This window comes from Lentzea waywayandensis, from assembly GCF_900115955.1.
GTDB classification, from domain to species: domain Bacteria; phylum Actinomycetota; class Actinomycetes; order Mycobacteriales; family Pseudonocardiaceae; genus Lentzea; species Lentzea waywayandensis.
In genome coordinates this window covers 118147-143495 of sequence record NZ_FOYL01000003.1, presented here as the reverse complement: position 1 = coordinate 143495, position 25349 = coordinate 118147, and the positions used below count along the sequence as shown (strand labels likewise).

Here is a 25349-nt window from a genome sequence, read left to right as displayed (position 1 = left end):
GCAACGGGATCAGGGTCTCCAGCAGATCCCAGTACTCGTCGTACATCAGTCGTACACCCCTTCCAGAAACCACTTCTTGTTTCTGCGGATCAGCAGGAACGCCTGGTCGTTCGTCTGCACCTGGATGCGCGCGGCCCGGTGCGGGTCCGGCGCCCACCACCGCTCGTCGACCGGCCACGGCCCGGCCCACGCGGTGATCTCGCGCGTTCTCCCTTTGACGGTCAGCTTCTTCGGCTGCGCGGTGAGCTCGAGCCGGCCGGTCACGCCGACCTCGCCGCCTGCCTCGTCCTTCAGTTCCGCGGGGTCGTCGGCGAGCGTCGCGGGTGCCCTGGTGAGCCGGCCGGGCCACGGGTGGTCCGGATTTCGGGCCGGGGTTCGTTCGTCACCCCATGGCACGAGCCTGACCTGTTCCTGCGGCCCCCTGCCGCCGTCGATGACCCCGGTGAGCACGCCGTCCGGGCCGAGCAGACCCTGGACGTGCAGCAACGCCCGCACCGCGCGTTCGTCGTCGTGGCCCCACAACCCGAGCTGGAGCGCGGTGCCGTTGACGACCTCGACGGGTTCGAGGGTGAGCGTGCGGATGCCGGAGGTGAGGCGTTCGCGGGTGAGCCACCCGTCGAGCTGCCAGCGCACCCGGTCCGCGATTCCCCGCGGTGTCAACGGTTCCGCGGCCCGCCACACCCGGTGCAGCTCCTCGTCGTTCTCGGTGCGGGCGTGGATGCCGAGCCGCGTGCACGCGAGACTTCTGGCCGCGAGGTTCTCGTGCAGCCGTTCCGACAGGATCTTCGCGGCGAACGCGGCCGCGTCGATGCGCTCGACCGGTTCGTCGAAGGTCTCGGTGACCGCCAGCTCCGGCGCGGGCCTGCGCTTGTCGAGCGGACGTTCCGGCAACCCGCGTGCCAGCCGGTGCTGCCGGGTGGCCGGGCCGCCGAACCTCGACGCCACCGCGTTCTCCGGCACCTCCGCGAACGCGCCGAGCGTCTTCAGGCCGAGCCTTCTGAGCAGGTCGACCAGTTCTGGGGCATCAAGCTCGTGCACGCCCAACGGCCTGAGGAACTCCGGCGTCCGGTCGGGCGGCACGATCACGTTGCGGTGCGCGGCTTTCGTGGCCGCGAACAGACTGTCGGCCATGCCCACCTGAGCCTCGGTCCCGGTGCGGGTCGCGACGTGGTCGACGATCCGTTCGGCCGCCTGCTCCTCGGACCCGAAGTAGCCGACCGGCCCCTGCGCCGGCACCGCGACCAGCCCGGGCAGCACGACCTCGATGCCGGGCGCGAGCTCCTCGACGGCCTCCGCGACCGGCTCGAAGAACCGGGCGTCGCGCTGCGGATCGTGCTCGAAGGTGATCAGCTCAGGGCACATCGCCTCGGCCGCGCGCTTGCGCATCGCCTTCCGGATGCCCTCGGCCCGCGCCACCGCCGAGGTGGACACGATCTCGTTGCCGTCGACCACCGCCACCGGCACGTGCGGGGCGGTGCCGGTGGCGGTGCAGGCGGCGATGACGGGCCAGTCGGGGCACCAGACGGCGAGCAGCCGTGTGTCCTTCACTCCGATGGACCCTTTTGCGCGAGCCTGACCAGGCGCTCCACTGCTTCCGCCCGCCTGGTGACGGCACTGTCAGCCCGCCTGGCGGCCAGTTCGTCGGCCCGGCCCGGACCGGCATCAGCCGGCTCGTCGGAGCGGTCCGGGTCACCGGCCACCAGCGGGAGCTCGATTTCTTCCGCGCCGAAGGTCAGCAGCACGTTCTTGGCGCGCCCTGCCGAGCCTCGGCCGCCGCTGCGCACGGTGATCTCCTGGCGCCGCAACGTTTCCGCCCCGTCGTGCAGCGGGTTCCAGCTCACGGACTCCGCTGTCAGTTCCACGTCGGCCGAGGGCCAGGGGCCGAAGGCGATGAGCACGGAACGCCGTTGGCGGGCGCGGGCCGTCAGGCGGCGGGCCAGTGAGGGAGGTAGTGGGCAGGCGACGGCCACCAGGTCGATGCCGTCCAGCAGGGCCGCGATGACCGGGCCCGGATCGGAGCCGGGGCGTGGGACCAGTGCCAGGCGTTGCACCGCGACGCCCAGTTCGGCCGCGGCCAGCACTCCCACCTGGGGCAGGCCGACCACGGCGGCCCAGCAGCCGTCCGCGGTCGCACCCGCCAGCAGGGCGAGCAGCAACGATGTCGATCCGCCCACCGACACCGTGCTGCCACGCCGCAAGCCGCCCCACGGGAGCAGGCCCGCCAGTTCCCCGCGAACCGGCAGAACCCGCCCCGTGGCGTGGTCGGTGGTGGTGCTGGTCAGCTCGCTGGCCGGGTTCACCCCGAGCGCGGCCAACGACGCCGTTGCCGACCTGGACACTCCACCCACCTCCCGTCACGGACCGTGCGCACCCCTGTGCACGACCGCCGAGGGAAGTTCGGCGACTTGCTTATTCGAACTCCTGTTCGAACGAACGAGATGATCGTAGCGTGCGAGCGCACCCCTGTGTCAATCCCAGAACGTCACCCTTTTGGTGGACACGGCCACACGGGTCCGGAGGCTCCTCTACGGCGCCCTCAGCACTACTGGGAACTGGGGAAACCGTGACTCAACCACCCCCGCACGGCTGGCATCAGCAGCCGCCGCCTCCACAGCGACCACCGCCGGGCTGGGGTCCGCCAGAGCCACCCAAGAAGAGCAAGGCGCCACTGGTCGTCGGCATCCTCGTCGGTGTGCTGGTGCTCGCCGGCGTCGTCACCGGGCTCGTGCTCTACCTCAGCGTCAACCAGGACAGCGGCACCAGCAAGCGCGCCGACAAGCTGCCCGCGCTGTGCGGCAACGTCTCCGAAGCGACGCTGGCCAAGGCACGCACGACGAACCCGAACGGGCTCATGTCGCGTGAGACGAAGCTGTCCAAGGGCGTGCGCACGACCTGTTCGTGGAACCAGACCAAGGGTGTCGACGGCAAGGGCCACCGCACCACCGACGTCTCCGTCACCAACGAGCGGGAGGAGGCGGAATCCGCCTTCGGCCGGTCCATCTCGATGAACATGGCCAACACCCAGGGCACGCCGCTGCAGAAGCCGATCGAAGGACTCGGCGACGAGGCCGTGGTGATCCTCGTGGAGACGAAGTCGGCGTTCACCGAGATGTCGGTCATCGTGCGCCAGGGCGAGATGATCGTCGAGGTCGACCTCTCCGGCTGGGACGCGGGGCTGTTCGCCAACACGAAGCCCGACCCCGCGGAGCTCGAAGCAGCCGCCAGGGGCGTCGCCGAAGAGATGGTCGCGAAGATCTGACGCGAAAGGGGCCGCCCCCGAACCGGGAGCGGCCCCTCGCAACACCTTGCCTAGTGAGCGAAGTGACGCGTACCCGTCAGGTACAGCGTGATGCCCGCTTCCTCAGCCTTCGCGATGACCTCGGGGTCGCGCACCGAACCGCCGGGCTGCACGACCGCGCGCACGCCGGCCTCCAGCAGCACCTCGAGGCCGTCCGGGAACGGGAAGAACGCGTCGGAGGCCCCGACCGCGCCCTTGGCCCGCTCACCGGCGCGCTTCACCGCGAGGTGCGAGGAGTCGACCCGGTTGACCTGGCCCATGCCGACGCCGACGGTGGCGCCGTTGTCCGCCAGCAGGATCGCGTTCGACTTCACCGCGCGGATGGACCGCCACGCGAACTCGAGGTCCGCCAGCGTCTTCTCGTCCGCGGGCTTGCCGGCCGCCAGGGTCCAGTTCGCCGGCGAGTCACCGGACGCGTCGATGGCGTCGCGCTGCTGCAGGAGCAGGCCGCCGGACACCGGACGCATCTCCGCGCCACCGCGAGCAGGCGCCTCGGCGACGAGGATGCGCACGTTCTTCTTGCGCTGCAACACCTCCACCGCACCGTCCGCATAGGACGGAGCGATGACGACCTCGGTGAAGATCTCCGAGACGAACTCGGCCATCTCCACGGTGACCTCGCGGTTAGCCGCGATGATGCCACCGAACGCGCTGACCGGGTCGCACTCGTGTGCCTTGCGGTGCGCGTCCGCGATGCTCAGCTCGGACACCGCGATGCCGCACGGGTTGGCGTGCTTGATGATCGCGACGCACGGCAGCTCGTGGTCCCACGCGGCACGCCACGCGGCGTCACCGTCGAGGTAGTTGTTGTACGACATCTCCTTGCCGTGCAACTGCTTCGCCGACGCCAGGCCCACACGGCCGTCGCCCTGCGTGTAGATCGCGGCGCTCTGGTGCGGGTTCTCGCCGTAGCGCAGCACGTTCGACCGGTTCCAGGTCGCACCGACCCAGCCGGGGAAGCCGCTGCCCTCGTCGTCCGGCGCGAGCACGTTGCCCATCCACGAGGCCACAGCGACGTCGTAGGAGGCGGTGTGGCGGAACGCGTCGGCGGCCAGGCGCTGCCGGTCGGCCAGGGTGAAGCCGCCCTCGCGGACGTTCTCCAGCACCCAGTCGTAGCGGGCCGGATCCACGACGACCGCGACGTTGGCGTGGTTCTTCGCCGACGCGCGGACCATCGCGGGGCCGCCGATGTCGATCTGCTCGACGCACTCGTCGGCGTCGGCACCGGACGCGACGGTCTGCGTGAACGGGTACAGGTTCACGACCAGCAGATCGAACGGCGCGATGTCCATCTCGCGCAGCTGCTGGACGTGCGAGTCCTTGCGCAGGTCGGCCAGCAGACCGGCGTGCACGCGCGGGTGCAGCGTCTTCACGCGGCCGTCGAGGCACTCGGGGAACCCGGTGACCTGCTCGACCGGCGTCACCGGGACGCCCGCGTCGGCCAGCACCTTCGCGGTGCCGCCGGTGGACACGATCTCGACTCCGGCCGCGTGCAGGCCGGTGGCCAGTTCCAGCAGGCCGGCCTTGTCGGAGACCCCGATCAGGGCCCGGCGGACCGGTCGCCTCTCGGCAGGAGTGCTCACGGAATGCTCACCTTTCGTCCGTTCACGGTGCAGCCCTCACGGGCGAGCCGGCCGACTGTCTCGACGAGCAGCCGGCGTTCGACGACCTTGATGCGTTCGTGCAGGGTCTCCTCGGTGTCGCCGGCTTCGACGACAACGGCCTCCTGCGCGAGGATCGGCCCCGTGTCGACGCCCGCGTCGACCAGGTGCACCGTCGATCCGGTGACGTGCACGCCATAGGCGAGAGCGTCGCGCACGCCGTGCGCGCCGGGGAAGGCCGGCAGCAGCGCGGGGTGGGTGTTGATCATGCGGCCGCCGAAGCGGGCGAGGAACTGCTCACCGATGATCTTCATGAAGCCGGCGGACACGACCAGGTCGGGTTCGTAGGACGCGACGGTCGCGGTCAGGGCGGCGTCCCAGGCCGTGCGGTCGGCGTGGTCGCGCAGCTTCACGGCGAAGTGGGGCACCCCGGCGCGTTCGGCGCGCTTGAGGCCCTCGATGTTCTCGCGGTCGGCGCCGACCGCGACCACCTCGATCGGGAGGTCCGCGTCCAGCAGGGCCTGCATGAGGGTTCCGGAACCGGAGACGAGTACGACGACGCGCGCCGGTGTGGGAAGCCGAAGTTCGGTGCTCAGCGTCTACTCCTGGTCGTTGCAGCAGCTCAGGAGCAGCCTAGGACGTCACCGTCCCGGCTTGCCGTCCAGGTCCTCCTCGGACTCCATACCGAGCATTTCGTCGAACTCCGCATCAAGGTCCTCCTCGTCTTCGAGGTCCTCGTCAGCGTCGTCTTCGGGTTCGTCTTCCTGTTCGTCCTCAACGTCTTCGGCCTCGTCGACGTCTTCGGGCTCTTCCTCGGCGTACTCGTCCTCGTCGTAGTAGTCGTCGTCCTCGAGGTCCTCCTCGACCTCGAACTCGTCCTCGTCCACCACTTCGAGCTGCTCGAACTGGTCGGTGAGCTCGTCGTCCTCGAACACGACGTCCGGGTCGACGCCCTCCGAGTCCTCGTCGTAGTCCGGCTCCACGAACTCGGCGCCGTCCGCGACCGCGACCTTCCTGCGATTCCCCGCGAGCCAGGCCACCAGCGCGCCGGGCACCAATACCCACAACGCCACGAGCAGCGCGAGCAGGCCTGCGGGCACCGTGACGGGGTCGAACGCGCCGCCCGCCAGCCGTCCACCGGCCGTCGCGGCGAGCACCAGGCTGCCCACGCCCGCCGTGATCGCCGCCACCAGCACCGCGCGCAGCCGCGAAGCCGGCCGGTCGGACACCTTGCGACAGGTCCAGCCGACCAGCACGCCGATCACCGCGCCGCCGGTCAGCACGACGGGACTCCACGCGAAGGCGCTCTCCGGCATGGCCGCCAGCAGCGGCACCGGGGGCACCGGGCCGCCGACGAACCGCGTCGGCGCGACCTCGACCCCGCCCAGCGAGAAACCGGCGCCCACGACGTACGAGAAGCCCGCGATGATCGCGTTCGGCAGATAGCCGAGGCACAGCAGGAACACGCCGAGGCCGACACCGAACGACGGACCGGCCTCCGCGAAGAGCATGCCGGTCGTCGGCCAGGACGCCGCGAGACCGGCCGCCACCGCCAACGCACCCATGCTGACCAGCGCGAACAATGCCATGAAACCGCCGCGCAGACCGTGCAGCGCCACCGGGTCGAGCTTGTCGAACACCACCTCGACCAGGCCGCACCGGCGAGCGACGCCGATCGTGGCCGCGAGACCGGACACCGCCGCACAGCCGAAGAACGCGACGGCCGGTGTGGCGCGCACGACACCCTCGCCCATCACCAGCGCGATCGTGCCGCCGACGACCGCGTGCGATCCGGCGATGCTCAGCACGACGCCGCGGACCTGCAGCGGTTCGTAGAGGCCGAGACGGTCGGCGGCACCCGCGGCGGTGCGGCCGACCAGCAGCATCAGCAACGCCGTGGGCAGCAGCGGCAGCACGCCGAGCTGACCTGAGTCGAAGCGCAACGGCACGTGGTGCGCTGCCAGCCAGGCGGGCGCGGCGGCGCTGAGCACGCCTGACGTGGAGAACTCGGCGTACGTGGCCGTCGCGGAGACCAGCGCGAGGACCGCCGCGACCGCGGCGTATCCGACGACCACCGATCCGACCGCGGAGGCGATGAGCACGCGCGTGCGTTCGGACCGCGAGAACTCCGGTGGGCGCACGGTGTTGACCTCGCGGGTCACATCGCGTTGCAGCACGGGCACTTCTCCACTGTGTCAGGCCGCCTGAGCCATTCGGGGCAGGCACGCCGGGTCATACGACAGGGGTGGCACCGGAGAACCGGCACCACCCCTGAGGTCGAACGGTGTGCGGACCTTACTGCTGCGGTCCGCCGAAGCCGCCGGGCGGCGTGCCCGGCGAGCCGAACTGGCCCGGCTGCGGCATGAAGCTGGTCTGCTGCGGCGGCTGACCCGGCTGCGCGGGCTGCTGCGGCTGCTGACCGAACTGCTGCTGCTGGCCGAACTGCTGCGCGGGCGCCTGCTGCTGCGGAGCCTGCTGGGGCGCACCGTGCTGCGGGTGCTGACCCTGCTGCGGGAACGCGCCGGACTGCGGGTTCCAGCCGCCCGGCTGCCCCTGCTGCTGACCCGCGTACGGGTTCGCGGGCTTCGGCTCGAACTTCACGATGCCCTCGGCGAGCAGGAACGCGAGCACGACCGCGGCCGTCTCGAGCAGCGCGACGATGAGCAGCACGATGTCGAGGCCCTGCACGGACGGCGACTTGATGATGCCCTGCAGCTGGAGCAGCGTCTGGACGCCCGCGAGGACCGCGGCGACCGGGACGAAGCCCTTCGGGATGCTGGGGAGCACCGAGAGGCCGGCGAGCATGCCCGCGGCGAGCAGGTACGTCACGTTGCCGCTGACGTCGTCCGCGAACGCGACGAGGTACGCGACGAGGCCGAGACCCGCCGCGACCAGCGGGAGGATCAGGGCCAGGTTGATGTTGTTGGCGCCGGGGGCCCCGTGGGCCGGCGGCGGAGCCTGGTGCTGTGCCGGACCCGGCGGCTGCTGTTGGGGTGCGCCGTAAGGCACGGACATGTCGAGGTCTCCTCCTCAAACCAGGGTGCGTCGATTGACGCTAGCAGTGCTCTGCACCCGCTACTAAGACGATGGACCGATCATGCCGGTTCCGCCATACGAGCGAGGACCGGACTCCGAAAGTAAGCGGAACCCGGCACTGTGTTTGTTTTCGCTGCTCCACAGCGACGAGCCCGCATCGGCCATTTGGCCGATGCGGGCTCGTGTGCCTGCGCTCAGCGGTCTCCTCAGAGACCCTGCATGATCTCGCGCATCAGGTCGGCCGTCTCGGACGGCGTCTTGCCGACCTTGACGCCGGCGGCCTCGAGGGCCTCCTTCTTCGCCTGCGCGGTGCCCGCCGAGCCCGAGACGATGGCGCCGGCGTGGCCCATCGTCTTGCCCTCGGGGGCGGTGAAGCCCGCGACGTAGCCGACGACCGGCTTGGTCACGTTCTCCTTGATGTACGCCGCGGCACGCTCTTCGGCGTCGCCACCGATCTCACCGATCATCACGATCGCGGTGGTCTCGGGGTCCGCCTCGAACGCCTCGAGGGCGTCGATGTGCGTGGTGCCGATGATCGGGTCGCCACCGATGCCGATCGCGGTGGAGAAACCGAAGTCCCGCAGCTCGTGCATCATCTGGTAGGTCAGCGTGCCCGACTTCGACACCAGGCCGATCTTGCCGCTGCCCGCGATGTTCGCGGGGATGATGCCGGCGTTCGACTTGCCGGGGCTGATGATGCCGGGGCAGTTCGGGCCGATGATGCGGGTCTTGTGGCCCGTCGCGACGGCGTGCGCCCAGAAGTAGGCGGTGTCGTGCACCGGGATGCCCTCGGTGATGACGACGGCCAGCTCGATCTCGGCGTCGATCGCCTCGACCACGGCGGCCTTCGAGAAGGCCGGCGGGACGAAGATCACGGTCACGTTCGCGCCGGTGGCCTCCATGGCCTCCTTGACGGTGCCGAAGACCGGGAGGACGGTGCCGTCGAAGTCGACCTTCTCGCCCGCCTTGCGCGGGTTCACACCACCGACGATGTTCGTGCCGGACGCGAGCATGCGCTTGGTGTGCTTGGTGCCTTCGGCACCGGTCATGCCCTGGACGATGACCTTGCTGTTCTCGTTGAGGAAGATAGCCATCGTTCAGACCCCCGCAGCCGCGAGCTCGGCGGCCTTGGCGGCCGCGTTGTCCATCGTGTCGACAACGGTCACCAGCGGGTGGTTGGCCTCGGCGAGAATCGCGCGGCCCTCCTCCACGTTGTTGCCGTCGAGGCGGACGACGAGCGGCTTGGTGGCCGAGTCGCCGAGGATCTCCAGCGCCTTCACGATGCCGTTGGCGACGGCGTCGCACGCGGTGATGCCACCGAAGACGTTGACGAACACGGAGCGGACGGCCTCGTCGCCGAGGATGACGTCCAGGCCGTTGGCCATGACCTCGGCGGACGCGCCGCCACCGATGTCGAGGAAGTTCGCGGGCTTCACGCCGTACTGCTCACCGGCGTACGCGACGACGTCCAGCGTCGACATCACGAGACCGGCACCGTTGCCGATGATGCCCACCTCGCCGTCGAGCTTGACGTAGTTGAGGCCCTTCTCCTTGGCCTTCGCCTCGAGAGGGTTCTCAGCGGCCTTGTCGACCAGCTCGGCGTGGGCCGGGTGGCGGAAGTCGGCGTTCTCGTCGAGCGTGACCTTGCCGTCGAGCGCGACGATCTTGCCCTGCGGGTCGCGGACCAGCGGGTTGACCTCGACGAGCGTGGCGTCCTCCGAGACGAAGGTCTCCCACAGCTTGACGATCGTGTCGACGACCTGGTCCTTGACCTCGGCCGGGAAGTTCGCCGCGTCGGCGATCTCCGTGGCCTTGGCGACGTCGACGCCCTTGATGGCGTCGATGGCGATCTTCGCGAGGGCCTCGGGCTTGGTCGCGGCGACCTCCTCGATGTCCATGCCGCCCTCGACGCTCGCCATGGCGAGGAAGGTGCGGTTGGCACGGTCGAGCAGGAAGGAGAAGTAGTACTCCTCCGCGATGTCGGAGGCGGGCGTCACCAGAACGCGGTGAACGATGTGCCCCTTGATGTCGAGGCCGAGAATGGCGGTCGCCTTCTCCTCGGTCTCCTCGGGGGTGGAAGCGAGCTTCACACCACCGGCCTTGCCGCGGCCGCCGGTCTTGACCTGGGCCTTGACGACGACGGCCTGGCCGAACTTCGCGGCGATGGCCTTGGCGTCGGCGGGGTTGGTAGCCACATCGCCCGGCAGTACCGGGACGCCGTGGGCGGCGAAGAGGTCCTTCGCCTGGTACTCGTACAGGTCCACTCGGGTCTCCTGCGACGTCGGTGTCGGAACACCGCGCCTGGGTGGTCCTCAAGGGGCCGTGCGAACCCACTTGACGCGGCTGGGGCCAGACACTATCGAGCTGCAGGTACCGCTCGCACGCCACCACTGGTGAGGTCGGTCTCAACAGCGGTGAGGTCGATCACGCATGCGCGCGCGTTATAGGGAAAAGCAGGCACACGAGAACCCCTAAGAGTCTTTTGCGACACGTTTCAGCGGGTCGCGCGAGTCCCCATCAAGCCGGCCGCGATCAGCAGCGCCGCGATCGACGCCAACGCCAGCCACGTGCCGGGCGCCGCCACCGCGCCCTCGACGCGTCCGCCCGTCAGCGGCAGTTCGAGCGCCCGCACGCCGAGCAGCAGCGCGCCGCCAACGAGCGTGGCCGCGCCACGAGCGGGCTTCGACCGGAGCGCGAGCACCAGGGTGATGATCAGCACGATGAGGGAGCTCAGCAAGGCCCAGGAGACCGCCGGGTCGTTGTCCGGGATCAGGGTCGGCGACGTGTACCTGTCGCCACGCAGGGTCGGCAGCGCGAAGGCGCCTGCCGCGAAGAGCCCGGCCAGCAGGACCGCGCCCAGCTCGGTCACCGGAACCTGTTCCTTCTTCTTGCCGTCGTCGGCGTTCTCCCGCTCGATCGCGCCCGCGAGGCCCGCGCAGGCCAGCGCCAGCAGGCCGAGCGGCAGTTCCGCGGTCATCAACCAGAAACCCGCTCCCGGCTGCGCGACGCCCAGCTGACTCGCCGCCAGCACCGGTTCGGTCGCACCCGCGGCGGCGAGCTGCATGGCGAAGTAGCCGCCCACCAGTGCCGGGCGCACCACGGCGGCCGTGGACGGCAGCACCAACAGGAGTCCGAGCCCGCTGAACGCGAGCCCGGCCACCCAGAGCAGGTTCACCGACGCCAGGTCGGGCGCCACACCGCCCGTGGAGAGGACGAGCTGCGGCAGCAACGCGCCGACGAGCATCGCGGCGGCCGCGAGAACGGCGAAGACGCCCGCGGCCAGGTGCATGCGCCGGGCAGAGGGCAACGCCGGGTCACGCGTCTCGTCGCGGTTGCCGCGCAGCAGTCGCAGGGTCCGGCCGTAGAGGGGCGTGACGGGCAGCACGAGAGCGGCGACCAACGCGATCATCGAGCCCACGCTGATGCTCAGACCGGCCGCGACGGTGCCCGCCGCCAGCGGCGGCAGCACGACGGCCAGCAACGCGAGCGTCACGCCGATCGTCCCGCCCTGACGGGTGTCCGGGTCGGGCGAGCTGGCCGCGAGCGCGGTGGCGAGCGGTGCGGCCAGTGCGATCAGCAGGCCGCCGGTCAAGCCGAGCACCGGCAGGTCCCACGGCCCGCGGTCCAGCTGGAACGGGTCCGTCGAGATGAACGGCCTGCCCAGCAACCCGATCGCGGCCCACGCGGCGATGATCACCGGCAGGCCCACCAGCGTCGGGGGCTCCGACTCGTCCGCCGGCATGCCGGCGCGACCGGCCGCGAGCGCGCCGCCCGCGATCACCAGCAGGTGCCCGGCGATCAGCACCCAGACTCCCGCCGACGGGACGACCGCGATGAGGGTCGTCGGCCGGAACAGCTCCGGTCGCGCCACCTCCATCGCGTCGAAGACGATCTGGAGGTCGCTCAGCAACCGGCCGACCGCGAAGACACCGACCGCGGCGATCAGCCCCGCCGCCACGAACGGACGGCCGCGCATCAGCAGCACACCCGCGACCGCCGGCGGCAACAGCGCCAGCAGGGCGAGCAGCGGCCACGACGTGAAGGCGGGTTCCGCGCCGTCGACCACGCCGAGCAGCGGGCCGGCGGCCAATAGAAGGGAGCCTGCCGCGGCGAGTGCCCACGACGTGCGCAGCCTCGCGGCCGCCGGGGTCTGGTTCTCGAGCTCGGTGCGAGTCATCGCGGGCGAACCTAGCAACACCGGTGTCGGGTTCCGCGTCCTACGTGGTCGACGTATCAAGACGAAATTCGTTCGCATGTGGAAAACGTCCGGCGGGTACTCCTAACCCGTGACTTCATCACTTACCGTCGCTCATATGAGCGAGAGCGGCCGGTCGTGGATCGCGCGTCTGACGGACGCGGTCCTCGACCGTGCCGGCTGGGGCGTGCACACGGCCCGTGATGTCGCGGAAGAAGTGAAGGTGGCCCTGCGGGCGATGGCCACGCCCGGCGGGATGCGCGGGGTCGCGATGGAAGCGGCCTGGCTGACGACCCACGCGGTGCTCTACCCGTGGGGCGCGATCGCCGAGCAGTTGCGCCAGGACGGCCAGTACCGGCACTACCGCACGGACGGCCTGCCACCGCGCCAGCGCGGCCTGATGGTTTCGGCGATGGACGCGGCGGGCACCCCGATCGTGTTGGTGCATGGCATCGGGGACAACCGTTCCGCCTTCGCGGTGCTGTCGGGGGCGCTGCGAAGGCGGGGCTTCGGCGTAGTTCACGCCATCAACTACAGCGTGCTGACGGCGTTGACCGGAGACGTCCGCCGTTCGGCGGCGTTGCTCGGCGCGCACATCGAGCGGATCTGTGAGCAGACCGGATCCGATCAGGTGCATGTCGTCGGCCATTCACTTGGCGGGCTCATTGCCAGGTACTACGTACAGCGGCTGCATGGCGACGCACGCGTTCGCACACTCGTGACACTCGGAACCCCGCACAGCGGCACGCTCGCCGCCTATCTGCTGCCGACTCCGCTGACCAAGCAGCTGCGACCGGGCTCCGAGTTGCTGGAGGAGCTCGCCGAACCGTGCCGGCCGTGCCGCACGCGCTTCGTCGTGGTCTGGTCGGAGATGGATCAGATCATCGTGCCTCAGCGCAACGCCCGGCTGGAGCACTCGTCGTTACTCGTCGAAGAGCACCAGATACGTGATTCAGGTCACCTTTCTTTGCCGGTTGACACGAGGACTCTTCACGTAGTTGTGACGGCCATCACCCGATCGGATGACTTGTCAGCTCACCCCATCGCCGCTGGCGGTGAGGCGTGTCGCCCGTCTCAAATCACCGACGGTCACAGTTGACAGTTGAAACCCGCTGGTTGCCGCCCATTGGGAGGACATAACGAACTGGGGTTTGCCCTCCGAGGCTCCCAGCCGTTACCTTCCCCCGGTCCGTTGTCACGGTCTGATCACAGAAGGACACCGAGTCAGAACCCCGAATCCTGACTCACCGGGAATCCCCCGCCCGGCAGTCCACAAGATCAGGCTCCCCGAAGGCGGAAGGGCAAGCTTTGAGTCACCACCGCTCCCCCGGCGGCCATGAACGCAGTGCTGCGCTTGAAGAGGCAGTCGACCGCGCCAACACGCGCACGGTCAGCTCCCACCGGCTCCCCCCGCCACCGTCGGCGCTTCGCGGACGCATCGTCGTCGCCGCCGTCGCAGTAGGCGCGTTCGCAGCAGCAGGCGCAGGTCAGATCGGTCAGGCAGCAACGGACGACAGCAGTGACGTCCAGCTCGCGAACCACGCCGACGGCGCCGCCACGTTCAACGGCGTGGGCGGCGACACCGCTCCCGCCCCGCAGATCCTCGCGGTCTCCAAGACCACGGCGGAGGGTTCCGCCGAGGCCGCCAAGCTCCTGCGCAGCCAGCAGCTCACCACCGAGCGCGAGGCCGTCGAGGCCGAGAAGAAGCGCCCGAAGTTCGTCCGCCCCGCCGCCGGTGACTTCACCTCCGGCTACGGCGGCCGCTGGGGCACCATGCACCTCGGCATCGACATCGCCGGCCCCATCGGCACCCCGATCCTCTCCGCCGCTGACGGCAAGGTGATCGAGGCGGGTCCCGCCTCCGGCTTCGGGCTTTGGGTCCGCGTGGAGCACGCCGATGGCACCGTCACCGTCTACGGCCACGTCGACACGTTCAACGTCCGCGAAGGCCAGGTCGTCAAGGCCGGCGAGCAGATCGCCCGCATGGGCAACCGCGGCTTCTCGACCGGTCCCCACCTGCACTTCGAGGTCTGGAACCCGGGCGGTCAGAAGATCAACCCGCTGACCTGGCTCAACGCTCGCGGCGTGACTGTCTGATCCACCTGGCCTTTGGTCGACCGGTTCGCCGGACTTCGGTTCGCCGGACTTCGGTTCGCGGGTCTTCCGGGCCTCCGGTTCGGGATTGATTGAACTACGGCTCAGTAGCTTTCTGACGGGATTTTCGCGGCTGGCCCACCTCGCGGTGTGGGTCAGGGCGTTTGAGAAGCCCCAGAGGGCTCAGGGGGCTCATGCGGCCCAGGAGCCTCTGGCGTCGCTCTAGTTGCGCTCCAGCTGTGCTCCCGTGGGACCTTCCTCGGCGCCTTCGTGCCGGGAGAGCTCCAGCCGGGAGACTTCCGGCCGAGCGACATCCCGCCGAGCGATCTCAGGCCGAGCGATCTCAGGCCGAGCGATCTCAGGCCGAGCGATCTCAGGCCGAGCGATCTCAGGCCGGACGAAATAGTTGGCCGCTACGCGCCAGACCGAGCACATGTGTCTGCGCCAGCGTGGGCCGCACGCCTTGCAGGACCCGCTCTCCGTTGGTTCGTGGTGGCGGAGCAGGGTGCGCCAGGCCTCGACCAGGTTGGTCGTCTCCGGGGATTCCAGCTGGCTGAGGATTGCGAACACACGTTCGTGCAGGGCACCGGCCAGTACGTGATCCATCTTGAGTTCTCCCGCTGGGGTTGTGGCCTCATGCGGTTGATGATGCTCCGGGGGTCTGACAATTTTTGGACGCGGCAGGGATGACCTGCGTCGATCTTCCGGCTCACTGGTGCGTCTGGGCCTGTTCCAGGGCTGCGCCGGGCAGAAGCCGGGGCTGTGCCGAAGAAAGCCGGGCCCTTGCCTGTGCCTGTGCCGGGCCCCTGCCGGCAGAGGCAGTCCAGAGAAGACAGTGCTTAAAAGACAGTGCGGCCGGACCGCTCTCCCGTTCGGTCCGGCCGCACTTCGCCGCGAAGATAGGCCCCCGCCGTCCCTTCGCTCCCCTTCGTCTGCAGGCTGCTCGTGTGCCTTGGACCGCCCCGAACGTTCCCTGGCTGTGCTGCTTGCGACACCCACATAGACGCACGTTCCGGCGGTCCGTTGCGCTGGTTTTCAGGAATTTTGGGGGATTTCTTCGGGGGTGGGGAAAGTGCTGGTCACGGGGGTGGGGGTGGTCCGGTTTGGGTGGGGATGTGGCTTGTGTCGTGCACCCGGATGGTGGGTCGGTGGCGTTCCGTAAGTCGTGGGGCCGCCTTCGGCGTGCGCGTCGGTTTTGTGGGTCGTCCCCCGGTTGCGTTGGCGGGTGCCTGTTGTGTTGTCCGTAGGTGGTCACCGTGCGAGGGGATGCGGCGGCTGATTCCTGGGGCTCCGCCCCAGACCCCGCCAATCTGATCCAAAACCGGGGCCTACGCCATACGCGGGTTGATGGCACGCCTGGTGCGTTGGGCGGAGGCGCGTTGCGTAGAGGGGCGCGTTGGTGGGGTGGTTTCGTCACGAGCCGCACCAAGAGCGGGCCACACATGAGTAGGGGTGTCAACTCGACGAAAAGCGTGTCGAGTTGACACCCCTACTCATGCGCAGCGAGAGCTGTGGCACGACTCGTGACGAAACCACCCCACCCTTAGCGCACGGTAAAGACGGCTCGCCTTCGGCATCGCGACGATCATTGGCTTGCCGTGAGCGCGCCCTCTGTGTCGTGTGGTGGGGGTGGCTCGTCAGAGTTTTGTCATTGGGACGCTGCCGATCAGCATCAGGCGGACTGTGCCTGAGCCGCCGAAGTCGATCGTCGCGGTGGCTCGCAGGCCCTCGCCGTCCACTGCCATCACTCGGCCCAGGCCGTACTTGTCGTGGGTTACTCGGTCGCCCACTTCCAGCTTCATCGCTGGGCCGTCCTTCCAGCCTGCTTTGCCTGGGGCTGGGCGGGAGAGGCCTCGGGAGGCTATGCCGCCTGAGGCTGAGCGGCCCCACGTCGTGGCGGCTGCCGGGCCTGAGCGTGAGGGTTCTACTCGGCGCCAGTCCAGTAGGTCCTGCGGGATCTCGCTCAGGAAGCGGGAGGCCGGGTTTGCCGACGGCTGGCCCCAGGCTGATCTCACCAGGGCCCTGGAGAGGTAGAGGCGGCGTTGGGCTCGGGTGATTCCCACGTAGGCGAGGCGGCGTTCTTCTGCCAGTTCGGCTGGGTCGCCCAGTGCTCGCATGTGTGGGAAGACGCCGTCTTCCCAGCCCGTGCTGAAGACGACCGGGTATTCGAGGCCCTTGGCCGTGTGGATGGTCATGAGGGTGACCACGCCGTCCGAGTCGGCGTCCGGGATCGAGTCGGCGTCCGCTACCAGGGAGACGCGTTCCAGGAAGGCCGGGAGCGAAGGGATCGGTTCCGCGCCTTCGGGGAGCTCCAGTTCGGTGAACTCCCGGGCTACGGTGACCAGCTCGTTGAGGTTCTCGATCCTCGTGTGGTCCTGGGGGTCCTCGCTGGCTTCCAGTTCGGTTCGGTAGCCGGTCTTGTCGAGCACCGCTTCGAGGATGTCGGCCACGTCGTCTTCGCGCGCGACCATCTCGCCCAGTTGGTCCATCATCTCGACGAAGCCGGCGATGGCGTTGCGGGAGCGCGGGTTCAGCATCGGGACTCGGTCGTCCACGGCTTCGCGGAGGGCCGCGGCGAAGCTGATTCGTTCGCGTTCCGCGTAGGCCGAGACGCAGGCTTCCGCTCGTTCGCCGATGCCCCGTTTCGGGACGTTCAGGATTCGGCGCAGTGAGACCGTGTCTTCCGGGTTGGCCAGGGTTCGCAGGTAGGCGAGGGCGTCGCGGACCTCCCTGCGCTCGTAGAAGCGGACGCCGCCGACGACCCGGTAGGGGAGGCCGAGGCGGATGAAGATCTCCTCGAAGACTCGCGACTGGTTGTTGGTGCGGTAGAAGACGGCGATCTCGGAGTTGTTGACCTCGCCGCCGTCGACCAGGCGGTCGATCTCGTTGGCCACGAAGGCCGCTTCGTCGTGTTCGTTGTCCGCCACGTAGCCGACGATCTTCTCGCCCTCGCCGAGGTCGGACCAGAGCGACTTGTCGCGGCGGTTCGGGTTGCGGGAGATCACCGCGTTGGCGGCCGTGAGGATGTTCTGGGTGGAGCGGTAGTTCTGCTCCAGCAGGATCGTGGTGGCGTCCGGGTAGTCGCGCTCGAACTCCACGATGTTGCGGATCGTGGCGCCGCGGAAGGCGTAGATGGACTGGTCCGCGTCGCCCACCACGCAGAGCTCCGCCGGTGGGATCTCGCCGCCCGCCTTGCCGACGAGCTCGCGCACCAGGGTGTACTGCGCGTGGTTCGTGTCCTGGTACTCGTCGACCAGGACGTGACGGAAGCGGCGGCGGTAGTGCTCCGCCACGTCCGGGAAGCGCTGGAGGAGCTCTACCGTCCTCATGATGAGGTCGTCGAAGTCGAGCGAGTTCGACTCGGCCAGGCGGCGCTGGTAGACGGTGTAGACCTCGGCCACCCGGCGTTCCAGGTCGTTCGTGGCCTGGGCGGTGGCGGTCTCGGGGTCGATGAGCTCGTTCTTGAGGTTCGAGATGTGCACGGCGAGGGTGCGGGCCGCGTACTTCTTCGGGTCCAGGTCGAGGTCCCTGGCGACGAGCGTGACGAGGCGGCGCGTGTCGTCGCTGTCGTAGATCGAGAAGTTCGACGACATGCCGAGGGTCTTCGCGTCGCGGCGCATCACGCGCACGCACATCGAGTGGAACGTCGACACCCACATCGAACGGGCGCGCGCGCCCACCATGTCGGCGACGCGTTCCTTCATCTCGGCGGCGGCCTTGTTCGTGAACGTGATGGCCATGATCTGGCCGGGATGCACGTCACGTTCCGCGAGCAGGTACGCGATCCGCCTGGTGAGGACGCGCGTCTTGCCGGAGCCGGCGCCCGCCACCACGAGCAGCGGTGAACCGGCGTGCTCGACGGCACGGCGCTGCGCGGGGTTCAGGTCGTCGAGCAGGTGGCCCGCGCGGGAAACGGGGGGACTTGAGGGCAAGTCGAACAAGGCGCTCATCGTCCATCCACGGTACCGGGCGGCACCGACAAATCCGGTACCGCCCGACCATGTGTTCGATGAGCAGGAGCTATCAGGTGCTGGTGTCGATCCTGAACCACTGCTGGGCGTGCACGGCCGCGTGGCCGTCCGCCTCGGCGTAGACGTCGATCGAGTCCTGCGTCCAGATGGCCTCGGCCTTGGTCTCGACCGTGAGCTTCGGCCAGGCCTCCTCGTGCACGATCAGGTGATCCTGCGTGCACTTGATGCCTTCGGCGCCGATGCCCTCGTTGACGTCCCAGCACCGCCAGCCGTCACCCTCGTAGCCGGTGACGCCGAGCCGGTCGGTCGGGAGCGAGATGAAGACGGACAGGCCCCGAACGTCGCGACCCACGACGTTCGTGATGTCCACGTCGAACTTCTGCCGTGGGATGAATCCGCCCCTGGTGGTCCAGAAGTCCTCGACGCCGAACCAGCCGGAGACCCTCGTGATCTTGACGGTGGCGAAGCCGGTCTCCGCCGACGCTGCCGGAGCGAGGGTGAGGGACAGCGCCGCCACGGCCGCCATCCCGAGCGCGTTCTTCACATGAACCCCAGGTCTGAGTGCTGGCACGGGCATGACTGTATGTCCACATTTCGATCGGGGGGCTAGGGCAGAAGCAGGAATCTTCGAACGGTGGGTTCCCACCTGGTGAGCCCTCCAACCGCGCGGACTTGGCGGGCGCGGGAGGTTCTGTGCAACACTGAATCCATGCGCGCGACGTCTTTCGAGTTTTTCTACGGGACCCGGACTCCGGCTCCCGTGGTCGTCTAGCGCTGAAAAGCCACCACGAAGCCCCGGAGTCCTCGGACACCGGGGCTTCGTCGCTTCCGGGCCAGGACTCGAAGAGTCGAGAGGTCACCACGATGGACACCACCACCGAACCCGACATCAACGCGCTGCGCGAGGAGATCGACCACCTCGACGCGGAGATCCTTCGCCTCGTGCAACGGCGCGTCGAGGTATCCAAGATCATCGGTGCGGCCCGCATGGCGGCCGGCGGCACGAAGATCGTGCACAACCGCGAGATCGACGTCCTCAACCGGTACCGGCCGCTCGGTACCGAGGGCAAGGACCTCGCGATGATCCTGCTCAAGATGGGCCGCGGCCCGCTCGGCAGGTAGCAGGACCCCACGGGCCCGGCGTCACAGCACGCCGGGCCAAAAAGGCTTCAGGGCGGCGCACACGCGCTCGAAGTCCGCGTCCGCGAGCTGGGAGTCGTCCGGCACGTAGGCCAGCGGATCCTCGAGCAACGGCTCCGGCAACCGCAGCAGGCCCTCCACCAGCGCGTGCAGGCACAGCGCCGAGTATCCGCGCAGGTAGCCGCCCTCCTGGGTGAGCACGACCCGCGGTCCGAACGACGCCACCCGCCGTCCGATCTCGCGGTACCCGTCCGCCGTGAGGTTGTGGCGCCCGTTGGGATCGAACGCCGACCCGTCGAACCCGGACGCGCAGACCAGCAAGTCCGGTTCGAAGTCGCGCAGCAGTGGAAAGGCGATCTCGTCGAGCGCGCGCAGGTACGTCGTGTCGCCCGCACCGAGTGACAGTTCGATGTTCACGTTCCTGCCGTTGGCGCCCACTTCTGATGGTGCGCCCGTCTGCGGATGGTTCGTGCCCCACGACCCGTGCCGCATGTGCACCGAGATCGTCAGCACGTCCGTCCGGTCGTAGAACACCTCCTGCGTGCCGTTGCCGTGGTGCACGTCCCAGTCCAGGACGGCGACGCGCATCCCCTGGCGCCGTGCGGTCTCCGCCACCAGCGCCGCGTTGTTCACAAAGCAGTAGCCGTCCGCCATGTCCGGCTGCGCGTGGTGTCCCGGCGGCCGCACCAGCGCATACGCAACAGGAGCACCGGACTCCAGCGCCGCCAACGCGGTACCCGCGGCCGCGGACGCCGCACGCCACGTCTCCGGCCCCACGATCGTGTTCACTTCCAGCGCCACACGCTCCGATACGCGCAACGAGTCCAAGTACCCAGCCGTGTGCACGCGCAGAAGCTCGTCAACGGACGCGTGGCGCCCCTCGTGCCACTTCAAATGCGGCGCCACCGGGCCGTGCGTCAGCGCGTGCCGGAACGTGCGCAGCCGTGCCGCGGTCTCCGGGTGCGGCTCGGCGACGTCCAGCCACGGCCAGGAACCCGGCAGCTCCCACAGGCCCTCACCGGCGTCGTGCTCGAGGCAGTCGTCGTGCCAGAACATGTCCACCCGAATCGGATATCAGGGCGATCACGGATGGTCCACCGAAAAGTTCTGGGGGCACACTGGACACATGGGCCTCATCGCCGCACTGATCGCCATCGCCGGCCTGCTCGCCGCCTTGGCGCACGACGCTTACCTGGGCTTGCTCGGTTCGGCCGCGAACAAGAAGGGCCTCGCCGGAGCACCTGTCTCGCAGTTCGTCCGCAGCCGTTGGAAGACCGCGATCCTGACGACCGCCGGCGCGGTCATCGGCCTGCTGATCACCAACGGCGAATCACTGGGCGCCGACGTGATCGGCGCGCTGATCGCGGGCGGCAGCGGTCTGGTCGCGCTCAACGGCGTCCAGAACACGCGCAAGCAGCTGAACAGCGGTCAAGCGCAACTCCCACCGAGGTAAGAACTTCACACAAAAGAGTGTCACTCGTCCTGAACACCCCCTTTTGGTTGGTTCGGTACCTCCAGACGGCCCTACCCTGATTGCGTCGCAGAGGGGTGTCGGGATGGACGAACTGCCGGGCAAACATCGTCTCGACGACGAGGTCGCGCTGCCACCGGAGGCGCAGCCGCGGCCCGTCGTCCGGGGCGACCGCATCCCGCTGCCCCGCCGCCGTCAGATCGACCCGCTCCAGGACACCGACGGGCTGCGGAAGTTCAACATCGGGCTGGTGCCCGCCTCGGTCACACCGCCGCGCACCTGGAAGCGCGCGGCCTGGTTCGCCGTCGTCTCGTCGGTGCTCGTGCTGGTCGGCCTGAGCGTCGCCGCGGCCAAGCTGGTCGGCGGTGGCGGCGCGACCGAGTCGGTCGGGCTGCCCGGTTATCCGTCGGACGTGCCGCTCATCTCCCAGCTGCCCACCGGGGGCACGACCCCGTCCGCCACGGGCACCGCGCCGTCTGCCGCGAACACCGGGCGGGGCGCCCCCGTGCCGGGCACGGGCTCCAGCGCGCCCGCCACGAGCGGCCAGGCCTCCGCCGTCCCGAACCCCAAGCCCTCCGGGACGGCCCCGCCGGTCATCACGACCGTGCCGGTCACCCAGGCCCCCGTCGTCGACGGCGGCAAGATCGCCGAGCAGACCGAGCACTTCTACCGCGCGATGGCGACGAACGCGGACACGGCGCTCGCCATGACCACGGACACCGTGCGCTCGAACGCCGACGCGTTGCTGGAGGGCAGGCTCGCCGACATCTCTCTGATCGAGGTGAAGGAGATCGCGGTCGACCCGAGCAAGGGCCTCACCGTCAGCCTGCTCCAGGTGACGAAGAAGGACGGCTCGGTCAGCACCGAGAAGCGCGAGCTCAGCTTCACGCTCGGCGACCTGCCGCTGATCAACAGTGAACGGTTGAAGGTCGGCGGCTGAAGTGGCTAAAGGTCACGGCCGGAGCTACCGAACGTAGTAAGTAGCACCTTCGAGCGAATCCTGAGCGCCGCTGGCCGCCACGAACGAGTGAAGTCCATCAAGAAACTGGCGTCTTCACGCGAGGCCACGGTACGTCTTCAGGTGAACACGGACAGTACGGAGGACCAGAGCAGTGCAGCGTCCCGCGGCGACGACCGGACGGCGGCACACCCGCGCCGGCTCGATCAGCGTGGCTGAGCTGATCAAGCAGCAGCCGACCCCGATGCGCATCCTGTCGAACGAGGAAGCCGCCACCGACGCTCTCGTCACCTCCCTGCTCGGTCCGACCGAGAACATGACCGCGACGACGACCGTGATCCCGGTCGTGCCCGGTCGCCGCCGTCGCACGAAGTCGAGCAGGCTCGCCAGGGCCGCCGGCCTGCTGACCGGCGCGATCGTGCTGGTCTCCTCGATCGCGGGCGCGGCGATCCTCGCCAACAAGCGTCCCGCCAACAGTGGTGTCCCGGTCACCGAACGGCCCGTCGCGCTGTCCGGGTCGAGCGCGTTGCGGCCGGACGTGCTGTCGGCGCAGCTGCCGAACGAGCGCACACCGGTGGCGACCACCGCCGTCCCGATGCCGCAGCCGTCCGCGTTGCTGCTGCAGACGGGCGAACCCGAACTGTCCACGCCCGAGGTCTCGGTCGGCCCTCAGCCGCAGGTGGACGTGGTGAAGCGGTTCTACGAGCTGCTCACGACCAAGCCTGGCTCGGCCGCCAAGCTGCTCTCGCCCGAGCTCGTCGGCGCGAACCCCGCGGAGTTCGTCCGGTCCTGGGGCACCGTCAAGACGGTGAACGTCGACCAGACGTCGGTACGACCGGACGGATCGGTGCTCGCGGTCGTCTCGATGCAGGAGACCGACGGCAGCTGGCTGCGCATCGAGCAGCTCTTCTGGCTGACCAGCACGAGCCAGCCGCGCATCGTCGGCACCGAGGTCCTTTCGGCGCAGCGGAGCTAGGCCGCGAAGTTAGGCCGCACCCAACTGGCTCGCCGTTCGCAGTCGAACGGTGACCGCTCGTCGCGAAAACCTAGGTTTGATCGTGAAAATTCCCCCATAGGGGTTACATCTCCGGTCACGATTCGGTATCCATATCCCCGCCAGTACGCATACGCGAACTTGGAAGGGTGAACGAGCGGTGTCGATTGAGGACCATCGTCGGCGGTTGAACGGGTCGGCTGAGTCGACCGGGCAGCTGTCCGTCGCCGAGCTGATCGCCCGCCGCGAGGCGGAAACCGTGGAGATCCCGGTGATCACCGACGACATCACCCCCGAGTCGTTCGAGCAGTTCGAGCAGACCGTCAAGTTCAAGCCGGTCAAGGCTCCTGGCAGCAAGAAGAAGCAGCCCATGAAGGAGCTGCACATCACCGAGCTGCTGCGCCGTGAAGGCCTCGCCGACGACACCCACCGCGGCGGCTTCACCGTCGGCAAGCTGGCCGCGGCGGCCAGCGGTGGCGTGATCATCTGTGGTTCGGTGGCGTTCGCCGCCTCCTCGTGGCTCTCTTCGCCGGACGAGCGCCCGCTCGCCGAGGTGCGGTTCGACGAGCGTGGCCAGGCCCGTGGCGCGAGCTCCGGCACCGAAGGCGTCGTGAAGCTGCCGTCGAACAAGACGCAGCAGTCCGACGCCACCGAGACCCAGCAGGCCGACCCGACGACCACGAGCCCGACCAGGCGCGTCGAGCCGAAGATCCAGACTCAGCAGCCGACGCAGCAGACCCAGCAGCCGACGCAGCAGCCCACCTCCGAGACCTCGACGCCGGCCCCGCCGCCGTCGTCCTCCACGGAGACCAGCCAGCCGAGCACGCCGCCGTCGAGTGAGACGCCTCCGCCGCCGAGTTCCTCCACGGCCACCCCGCCGCTCAGCAGCACGCCGCCCACCTCCCAGAACCCGGTGCCGCCGCCGGCCAACCCGGTCGACGTGAGCGTGGACCTCGGCATCCTCGACCCGGTGCTGAACACCGTGGGCGACACCGTCGGCGGATTCGACTTCTTCGCCCCGGTGAACTGACGTACGACACGTAGCTTCAGCGGCCGCCCTCGACAGGTACCCTGTGCGGGCATTCCGGACGACCCGCTGACTACCGCACGAGGAGCACGAGCGTGGGATCTGCTGCCGCAGCCGCAGTCACACCTTCGCGCACCCCTGAGGTGAGCCCGTGACGACGTCCGGCACCTCGGACGGCCGTCTGATCGCCGACCGCTACCGCTTCCTCGATCGCATCGGCTCCGGCGCGATGGGCATCGTCTGGCGCGCCCACGACGAACGCCTCGGCCGCGAGGTCGCGATCAAGCAGCTGCTGCTGGCGCCCGGCCTCGACGAGACCGAGCAGGACGAGGCCATCCAGCGCGCCATGCGCGAGGGCCGCATCGCCGCCAAGCTGCACCACCCGAACGCCATCGCCGTGTACGACGTCGTCGAGGAAGACGGCGTCCCGTGCCTGGTCATGGAGTACCTGCCGTCCTACAGCCTCGCGGACGCGCTGGCCGAGGGCGGGCCGATGGACCCGATCGAGGTCGCCAGCATCGGCTCCCAGTGCGCGGCGGCGCTGGCCGCGGCCCACGCGGCGGGGATCGTGCACCGCGACGTGAAGCCCGGCAACGTGCTGATCGCCGAGAACGGTGTCGTCAAGATCACCGACTTCGGCATCTCGCGCGCCTCCGACGACATCACGGTCACCAAGACCGGCCTGATCGCCGGCACGCCCGCGTACCTCGCGCCGGAGATCGCGCGAGGCCAGGACCCGACGCCGGCCTCCGACGTCTACTCGCTCGGCTCGACGCTGTTCGCCGCGATGGAGGGCGAACCGCCCTACGGAGTGAGCGAGAACACTCTCGGTGTTCTGCACGCCGTCGCGGCCGGGCGGATCAACCCGCCGACCGTCGACCACCCGCTCGCCGACACGCTGTTGTACCTGCTGAACTTCGAGCCGGACGACAGGCCGACCATGGCCCAGGCGCGCGAGGTGCTCAACGCCGTCGCGCACGGCCGTTCGCCGTCGTTCAGCGGCCTGGCGGTGACCGCCGGACCCGATCCGACGACGATCGTCGAGCCCGACCGGACCCGTGTGGTCCGGCCGGTGGCCCGGACCGCGCCACCGCGCACCGCGCCGCCGATGGCACCCGCCAGGGGGCAGGACAACCGGCCGCTGGTGATCGCCGCGGTGGTGCTGGCGTTGTTGCTGGTCATCGGTGGTTTGATGGTCGCGCTCGGGGTCTTCAACAAGGAACCGCAGAACCCGTCCGCGCCGCCGGCGAGTTCGTCACAGACGGTAGAACCGACGAGTTCGTTGCCTGAGGTGACGACAACCACGCCCGAGGCAACGACGACGCGCGAAACGACGTCTACAACGACGACGACTACAACTACGACCACCACGACAACCACGACGAAGTCGTCGCCACCCCCACCGTCCTCCTCGTCAACCACGACGACTACGACGACTACGACGACGACCACGGCGCCCCCAGCGGGCTAAGCATCATTACGCCGTTGAAATCTCGTAAGGTGGGTACCCGCACCGATGGGTGATCTGAACCCGAAGGTGTGATCAGCCGTTGAACAGAGAGCA

At 69.1% G+C, this 25349-nt stretch carries 21 protein-coding genes; 9 read left to right on the top strand and 12 right to left on the bottom strand.

Annotated features, from left to right (window positions below; all coding sequences use genetic code 11):
- Positions 1 to 45: 45 nt before the first annotated feature.
- Together BM417_RS11285 and BM417_RS11280 are read right to left on the bottom strand one after the other, a co-directional pair.
- Positions 46 to 1548 carry a DNA polymerase Y family protein gene (locus BM417_RS11285; RefSeq protein WP_245821853.1) on the bottom strand — a complete coding sequence of 501 codons (1503 nt, stop codon included), beginning with the start codon at positions 1546 to 1548 and terminating at the stop codon, positions 46 to 48.
- On the bottom strand, positions 1545 to 2339 hold the full coding sequence (locus BM417_RS11280) for a hypothetical protein (protein WP_177320384.1): 795 nt from the start codon (positions 2337 to 2339) through the stop codon (positions 1545 to 1547). Before BM417_RS11280 ends, BM417_RS11285 begins: the two co-directional genes overlap by 4 nt.
- Before the next feature lie 224 nt (positions 2340 to 2563).
- Here BM417_RS11280 and BM417_RS11275 point away from each other — a divergent pair, with 224 nt between their 5' ends.
- Positions 2564 to 3259, top strand: a complete 696-nt coding sequence (locus BM417_RS11275; RefSeq protein WP_143138605.1) for a hypothetical protein — start codon at positions 2564 to 2566, stop codon at positions 3257 to 3259.
- A gap of 50 nt (positions 3260 to 3309) precedes the next feature.
- Here BM417_RS11275 and purH read toward each other — a convergent pair whose 3' ends face one another.
- From purH to BM417_RS11240, 7 genes are all read right to left on the bottom strand, one after another.
- Positions 3310 to 4881 (bottom strand): bifunctional phosphoribosylaminoimidazolecarboxamide formyltransferase/IMP cyclohydrolase, encoded by a 1572-nt coding sequence (gene purH, locus BM417_RS11270; RefSeq protein WP_093591411.1) that lies wholly within the window; start codon positions 4879 to 4881, stop codon positions 3310 to 3312.
- Positions 4878 to 5495, bottom strand: coding sequence for a phosphoribosylglycinamide formyltransferase (gene purN, locus BM417_RS11265; protein WP_093591408.1), 618 nt, complete (start codon positions 5493 to 5495; stop codon positions 4878 to 4880). The genes purH and purN overlap by 4 nt, the downstream gene beginning before the upstream one ends.
- A 45-nt stretch (positions 5496 to 5540) precedes the next feature.
- Positions 5541 to 7082, bottom strand: a complete 1542-nt coding sequence (locus tag BM417_RS47675) for a cell division protein PerM (protein ID WP_177320382.1) — start codon at positions 7080 to 7082, stop codon at positions 5541 to 5543.
- 112 nt (positions 7083 to 7194) lie between these two features.
- Positions 7195 to 7914 (bottom strand): DUF5336 domain-containing protein, encoded by a 720-nt coding sequence (locus BM417_RS11255; protein WP_093591402.1) that lies wholly within the window; start codon positions 7912 to 7914, stop codon positions 7195 to 7197.
- Positions 7915 to 8141: 227 nt separating this feature from the next.
- Complete coding sequence (gene sucD / locus BM417_RS11250; RefSeq protein WP_093591399.1) at positions 8142 to 9029, bottom strand: succinate--CoA ligase subunit alpha; 888 nt, start codon at positions 9027 to 9029, stop codon at positions 8142 to 8144.
- A gap of 3 nt (positions 9030 to 9032) precedes the next feature.
- Positions 9033 to 10199, bottom strand: coding sequence for an ADP-forming succinate--CoA ligase subunit beta (gene sucC / locus BM417_RS11245; RefSeq protein WP_089915033.1), 1167 nt, complete (start codon positions 10197 to 10199; stop codon positions 9033 to 9035).
- A gap of 230 nt (positions 10200 to 10429) precedes the next feature.
- The gene (locus BM417_RS11240) at positions 10430 to 12112 is read right to left on the bottom strand and encodes a hypothetical protein (RefSeq protein ID WP_093591396.1); all 1683 of its coding nucleotides are present in this window, start codon (positions 12110 to 12112) and stop codon (positions 10430 to 10432) included.
- 136 nt (positions 12113 to 12248) lie between these two features.
- On the opposite strand from BM417_RS11240, the gene BM417_RS11235 reads away from it, so the two are divergent.
- Positions 12249 to 13229 carry an esterase/lipase family protein gene (locus BM417_RS11235; RefSeq protein ID WP_245821852.1) on the top strand — a complete coding sequence of 327 codons (981 nt, stop codon included), beginning with the start codon at positions 12249 to 12251 and terminating at the stop codon, positions 13227 to 13229.
- 209 nt (positions 13230 to 13438) lie between these two features.
- Positions 13439 to 14227, top strand: coding sequence for a M23 family metallopeptidase (locus tag BM417_RS11230; RefSeq protein ID WP_093591393.1), 789 nt, complete (start codon positions 13439 to 13441; stop codon positions 14225 to 14227).
- 1634 nt (positions 14228 to 15861) lie between these two features.
- On the opposite strand, the gene pcrA is transcribed toward BM417_RS11230, so the two are convergent.
- Positions 15862 to 18174 carry a DNA helicase PcrA gene (gene pcrA, locus BM417_RS11220; RefSeq protein ID WP_093591387.1) on the bottom strand — a complete coding sequence of 771 codons (2313 nt, stop codon included), beginning with the start codon at positions 18172 to 18174 and terminating at the stop codon, positions 15862 to 15864.
- A gap of 73 nt (positions 18175 to 18247) precedes the next feature.
- The gene (locus BM417_RS11215; protein WP_143138604.1) at positions 18248 to 18766 is read right to left on the bottom strand and encodes a hypothetical protein; all 519 of its coding nucleotides are present in this window, start codon (positions 18764 to 18766) and stop codon (positions 18248 to 18250) included.
- Between the two features lie 134 nt (positions 18767 to 18900).
- On the opposite strand from BM417_RS11215, the gene BM417_RS11210 reads away from it, so the two are divergent.
- Positions 18901 to 19317 carry a chorismate mutase gene (locus tag BM417_RS11210; protein ID WP_322788958.1) on the top strand — a complete coding sequence of 139 codons (417 nt, stop codon included), beginning with the start codon at positions 18901 to 18903 and terminating at the stop codon, positions 19315 to 19317.
- Between the two features lie 21 nt (positions 19318 to 19338).
- On the opposite strand, the gene BM417_RS11205 is transcribed toward BM417_RS11210, so the two are convergent.
- Positions 19339 to 20391: an arginase family protein gene (locus BM417_RS11205; RefSeq protein ID WP_093593513.1), complete on the bottom strand. Its 1053-nt coding sequence runs from the start codon at positions 20389 to 20391 to the stop codon at positions 19339 to 19341.
- A 70-nt stretch (positions 20392 to 20461) separates the two neighbouring features.
- On the opposite strand from BM417_RS11205, the gene BM417_RS11200 reads away from it, so the two are divergent.
- From BM417_RS11200 to BM417_RS11180, 5 genes are all read left to right on the top strand, one after another.
- The gene (locus BM417_RS11200) at positions 20462 to 20788 is read left to right on the top strand and encodes a hypothetical protein (RefSeq protein ID WP_093591379.1); all 327 of its coding nucleotides are present in this window, start codon (positions 20462 to 20464) and stop codon (positions 20786 to 20788) included.
- A gap of 103 nt (positions 20789 to 20891) precedes the next feature.
- On the top strand, positions 20892 to 21746 hold the full coding sequence (locus BM417_RS11195) for a hypothetical protein (protein WP_093591376.1): 855 nt from the start codon (positions 20892 to 20894) through the stop codon (positions 21744 to 21746).
- A 172-nt stretch (positions 21747 to 21918) separates the two neighbouring features.
- On the top strand, positions 21919 to 22740 hold the full coding sequence (locus tag BM417_RS11190; protein ID WP_093591373.1) for a hypothetical protein: 822 nt from the start codon (positions 21919 to 21921) through the stop codon (positions 22738 to 22740).
- 205 nt (positions 22741 to 22945) lie between these two features.
- Positions 22946 to 23788 (top strand): hypothetical protein, encoded by an 843-nt coding sequence (locus BM417_RS11185; protein WP_093591370.1) that lies wholly within the window; start codon positions 22946 to 22948, stop codon positions 23786 to 23788.
- A gap of 148 nt (positions 23789 to 23936) precedes the next feature.
- Positions 23937 to 25256 (top strand): serine/threonine-protein kinase, encoded by a 1320-nt coding sequence (locus tag BM417_RS11180; RefSeq protein ID WP_245821851.1) that lies wholly within the window; start codon positions 23937 to 23939, stop codon positions 25254 to 25256.
- Positions 25257 to 25349 lie beyond the last annotated feature (93 nt).

Excerpts from the sequence above, each read along its gene's own strand:
- sucD (WP_093591399.1), bottom strand. The coding sequence starts at position 9,029 with ATGGCTATCTTCCTCAACGAGAACAGCAAGGTCATCGTCCAGGGCATG.
- BM417_RS11205 (WP_093593513.1), bottom strand. The coding sequence starts at position 20,391 with ATGTTCTGGCACGACGACTGCCTCGAGCACGACGCCGGTGAGGGCCTG.
- BM417_RS11255 (WP_093591402.1), bottom strand. The coding sequence starts at position 7,914 with ATGTCCGTGCCTTACGGCGCACCCCAACAGCAGCCGCCGGGTCCGGCA.
- BM417_RS11235 (WP_245821852.1), top strand. The coding sequence starts at position 12,249 with ATGAGCGAGAGCGGCCGGTCGTGGATCGCGCGTCTGACGGACGCGGTC.
- BM417_RS11195 (WP_093591376.1), top strand. The coding sequence starts at position 20,892 with ATGGACGAACTGCCGGGCAAACATCGTCTCGACGACGAGGTCGCGCTG.
- BM417_RS11200 (WP_093591379.1), top strand. The coding sequence starts at position 20,462 with ATGGGCCTCATCGCCGCACTGATCGCCATCGCCGGCCTGCTCGCCGCC.
- BM417_RS11240 (WP_093591396.1), bottom strand. The coding sequence starts at position 12,112 with ATGACTCGCACCGAGCTCGAGAACCAGACCCCGGCGGCCGCGAGGCTG.
- pcrA (WP_093591387.1), bottom strand. The coding sequence starts at position 18,174 with ATGAGCGCCTTGTTCGACTTGCCCTCAAGTCCCCCCGTTTCCCGCGCG.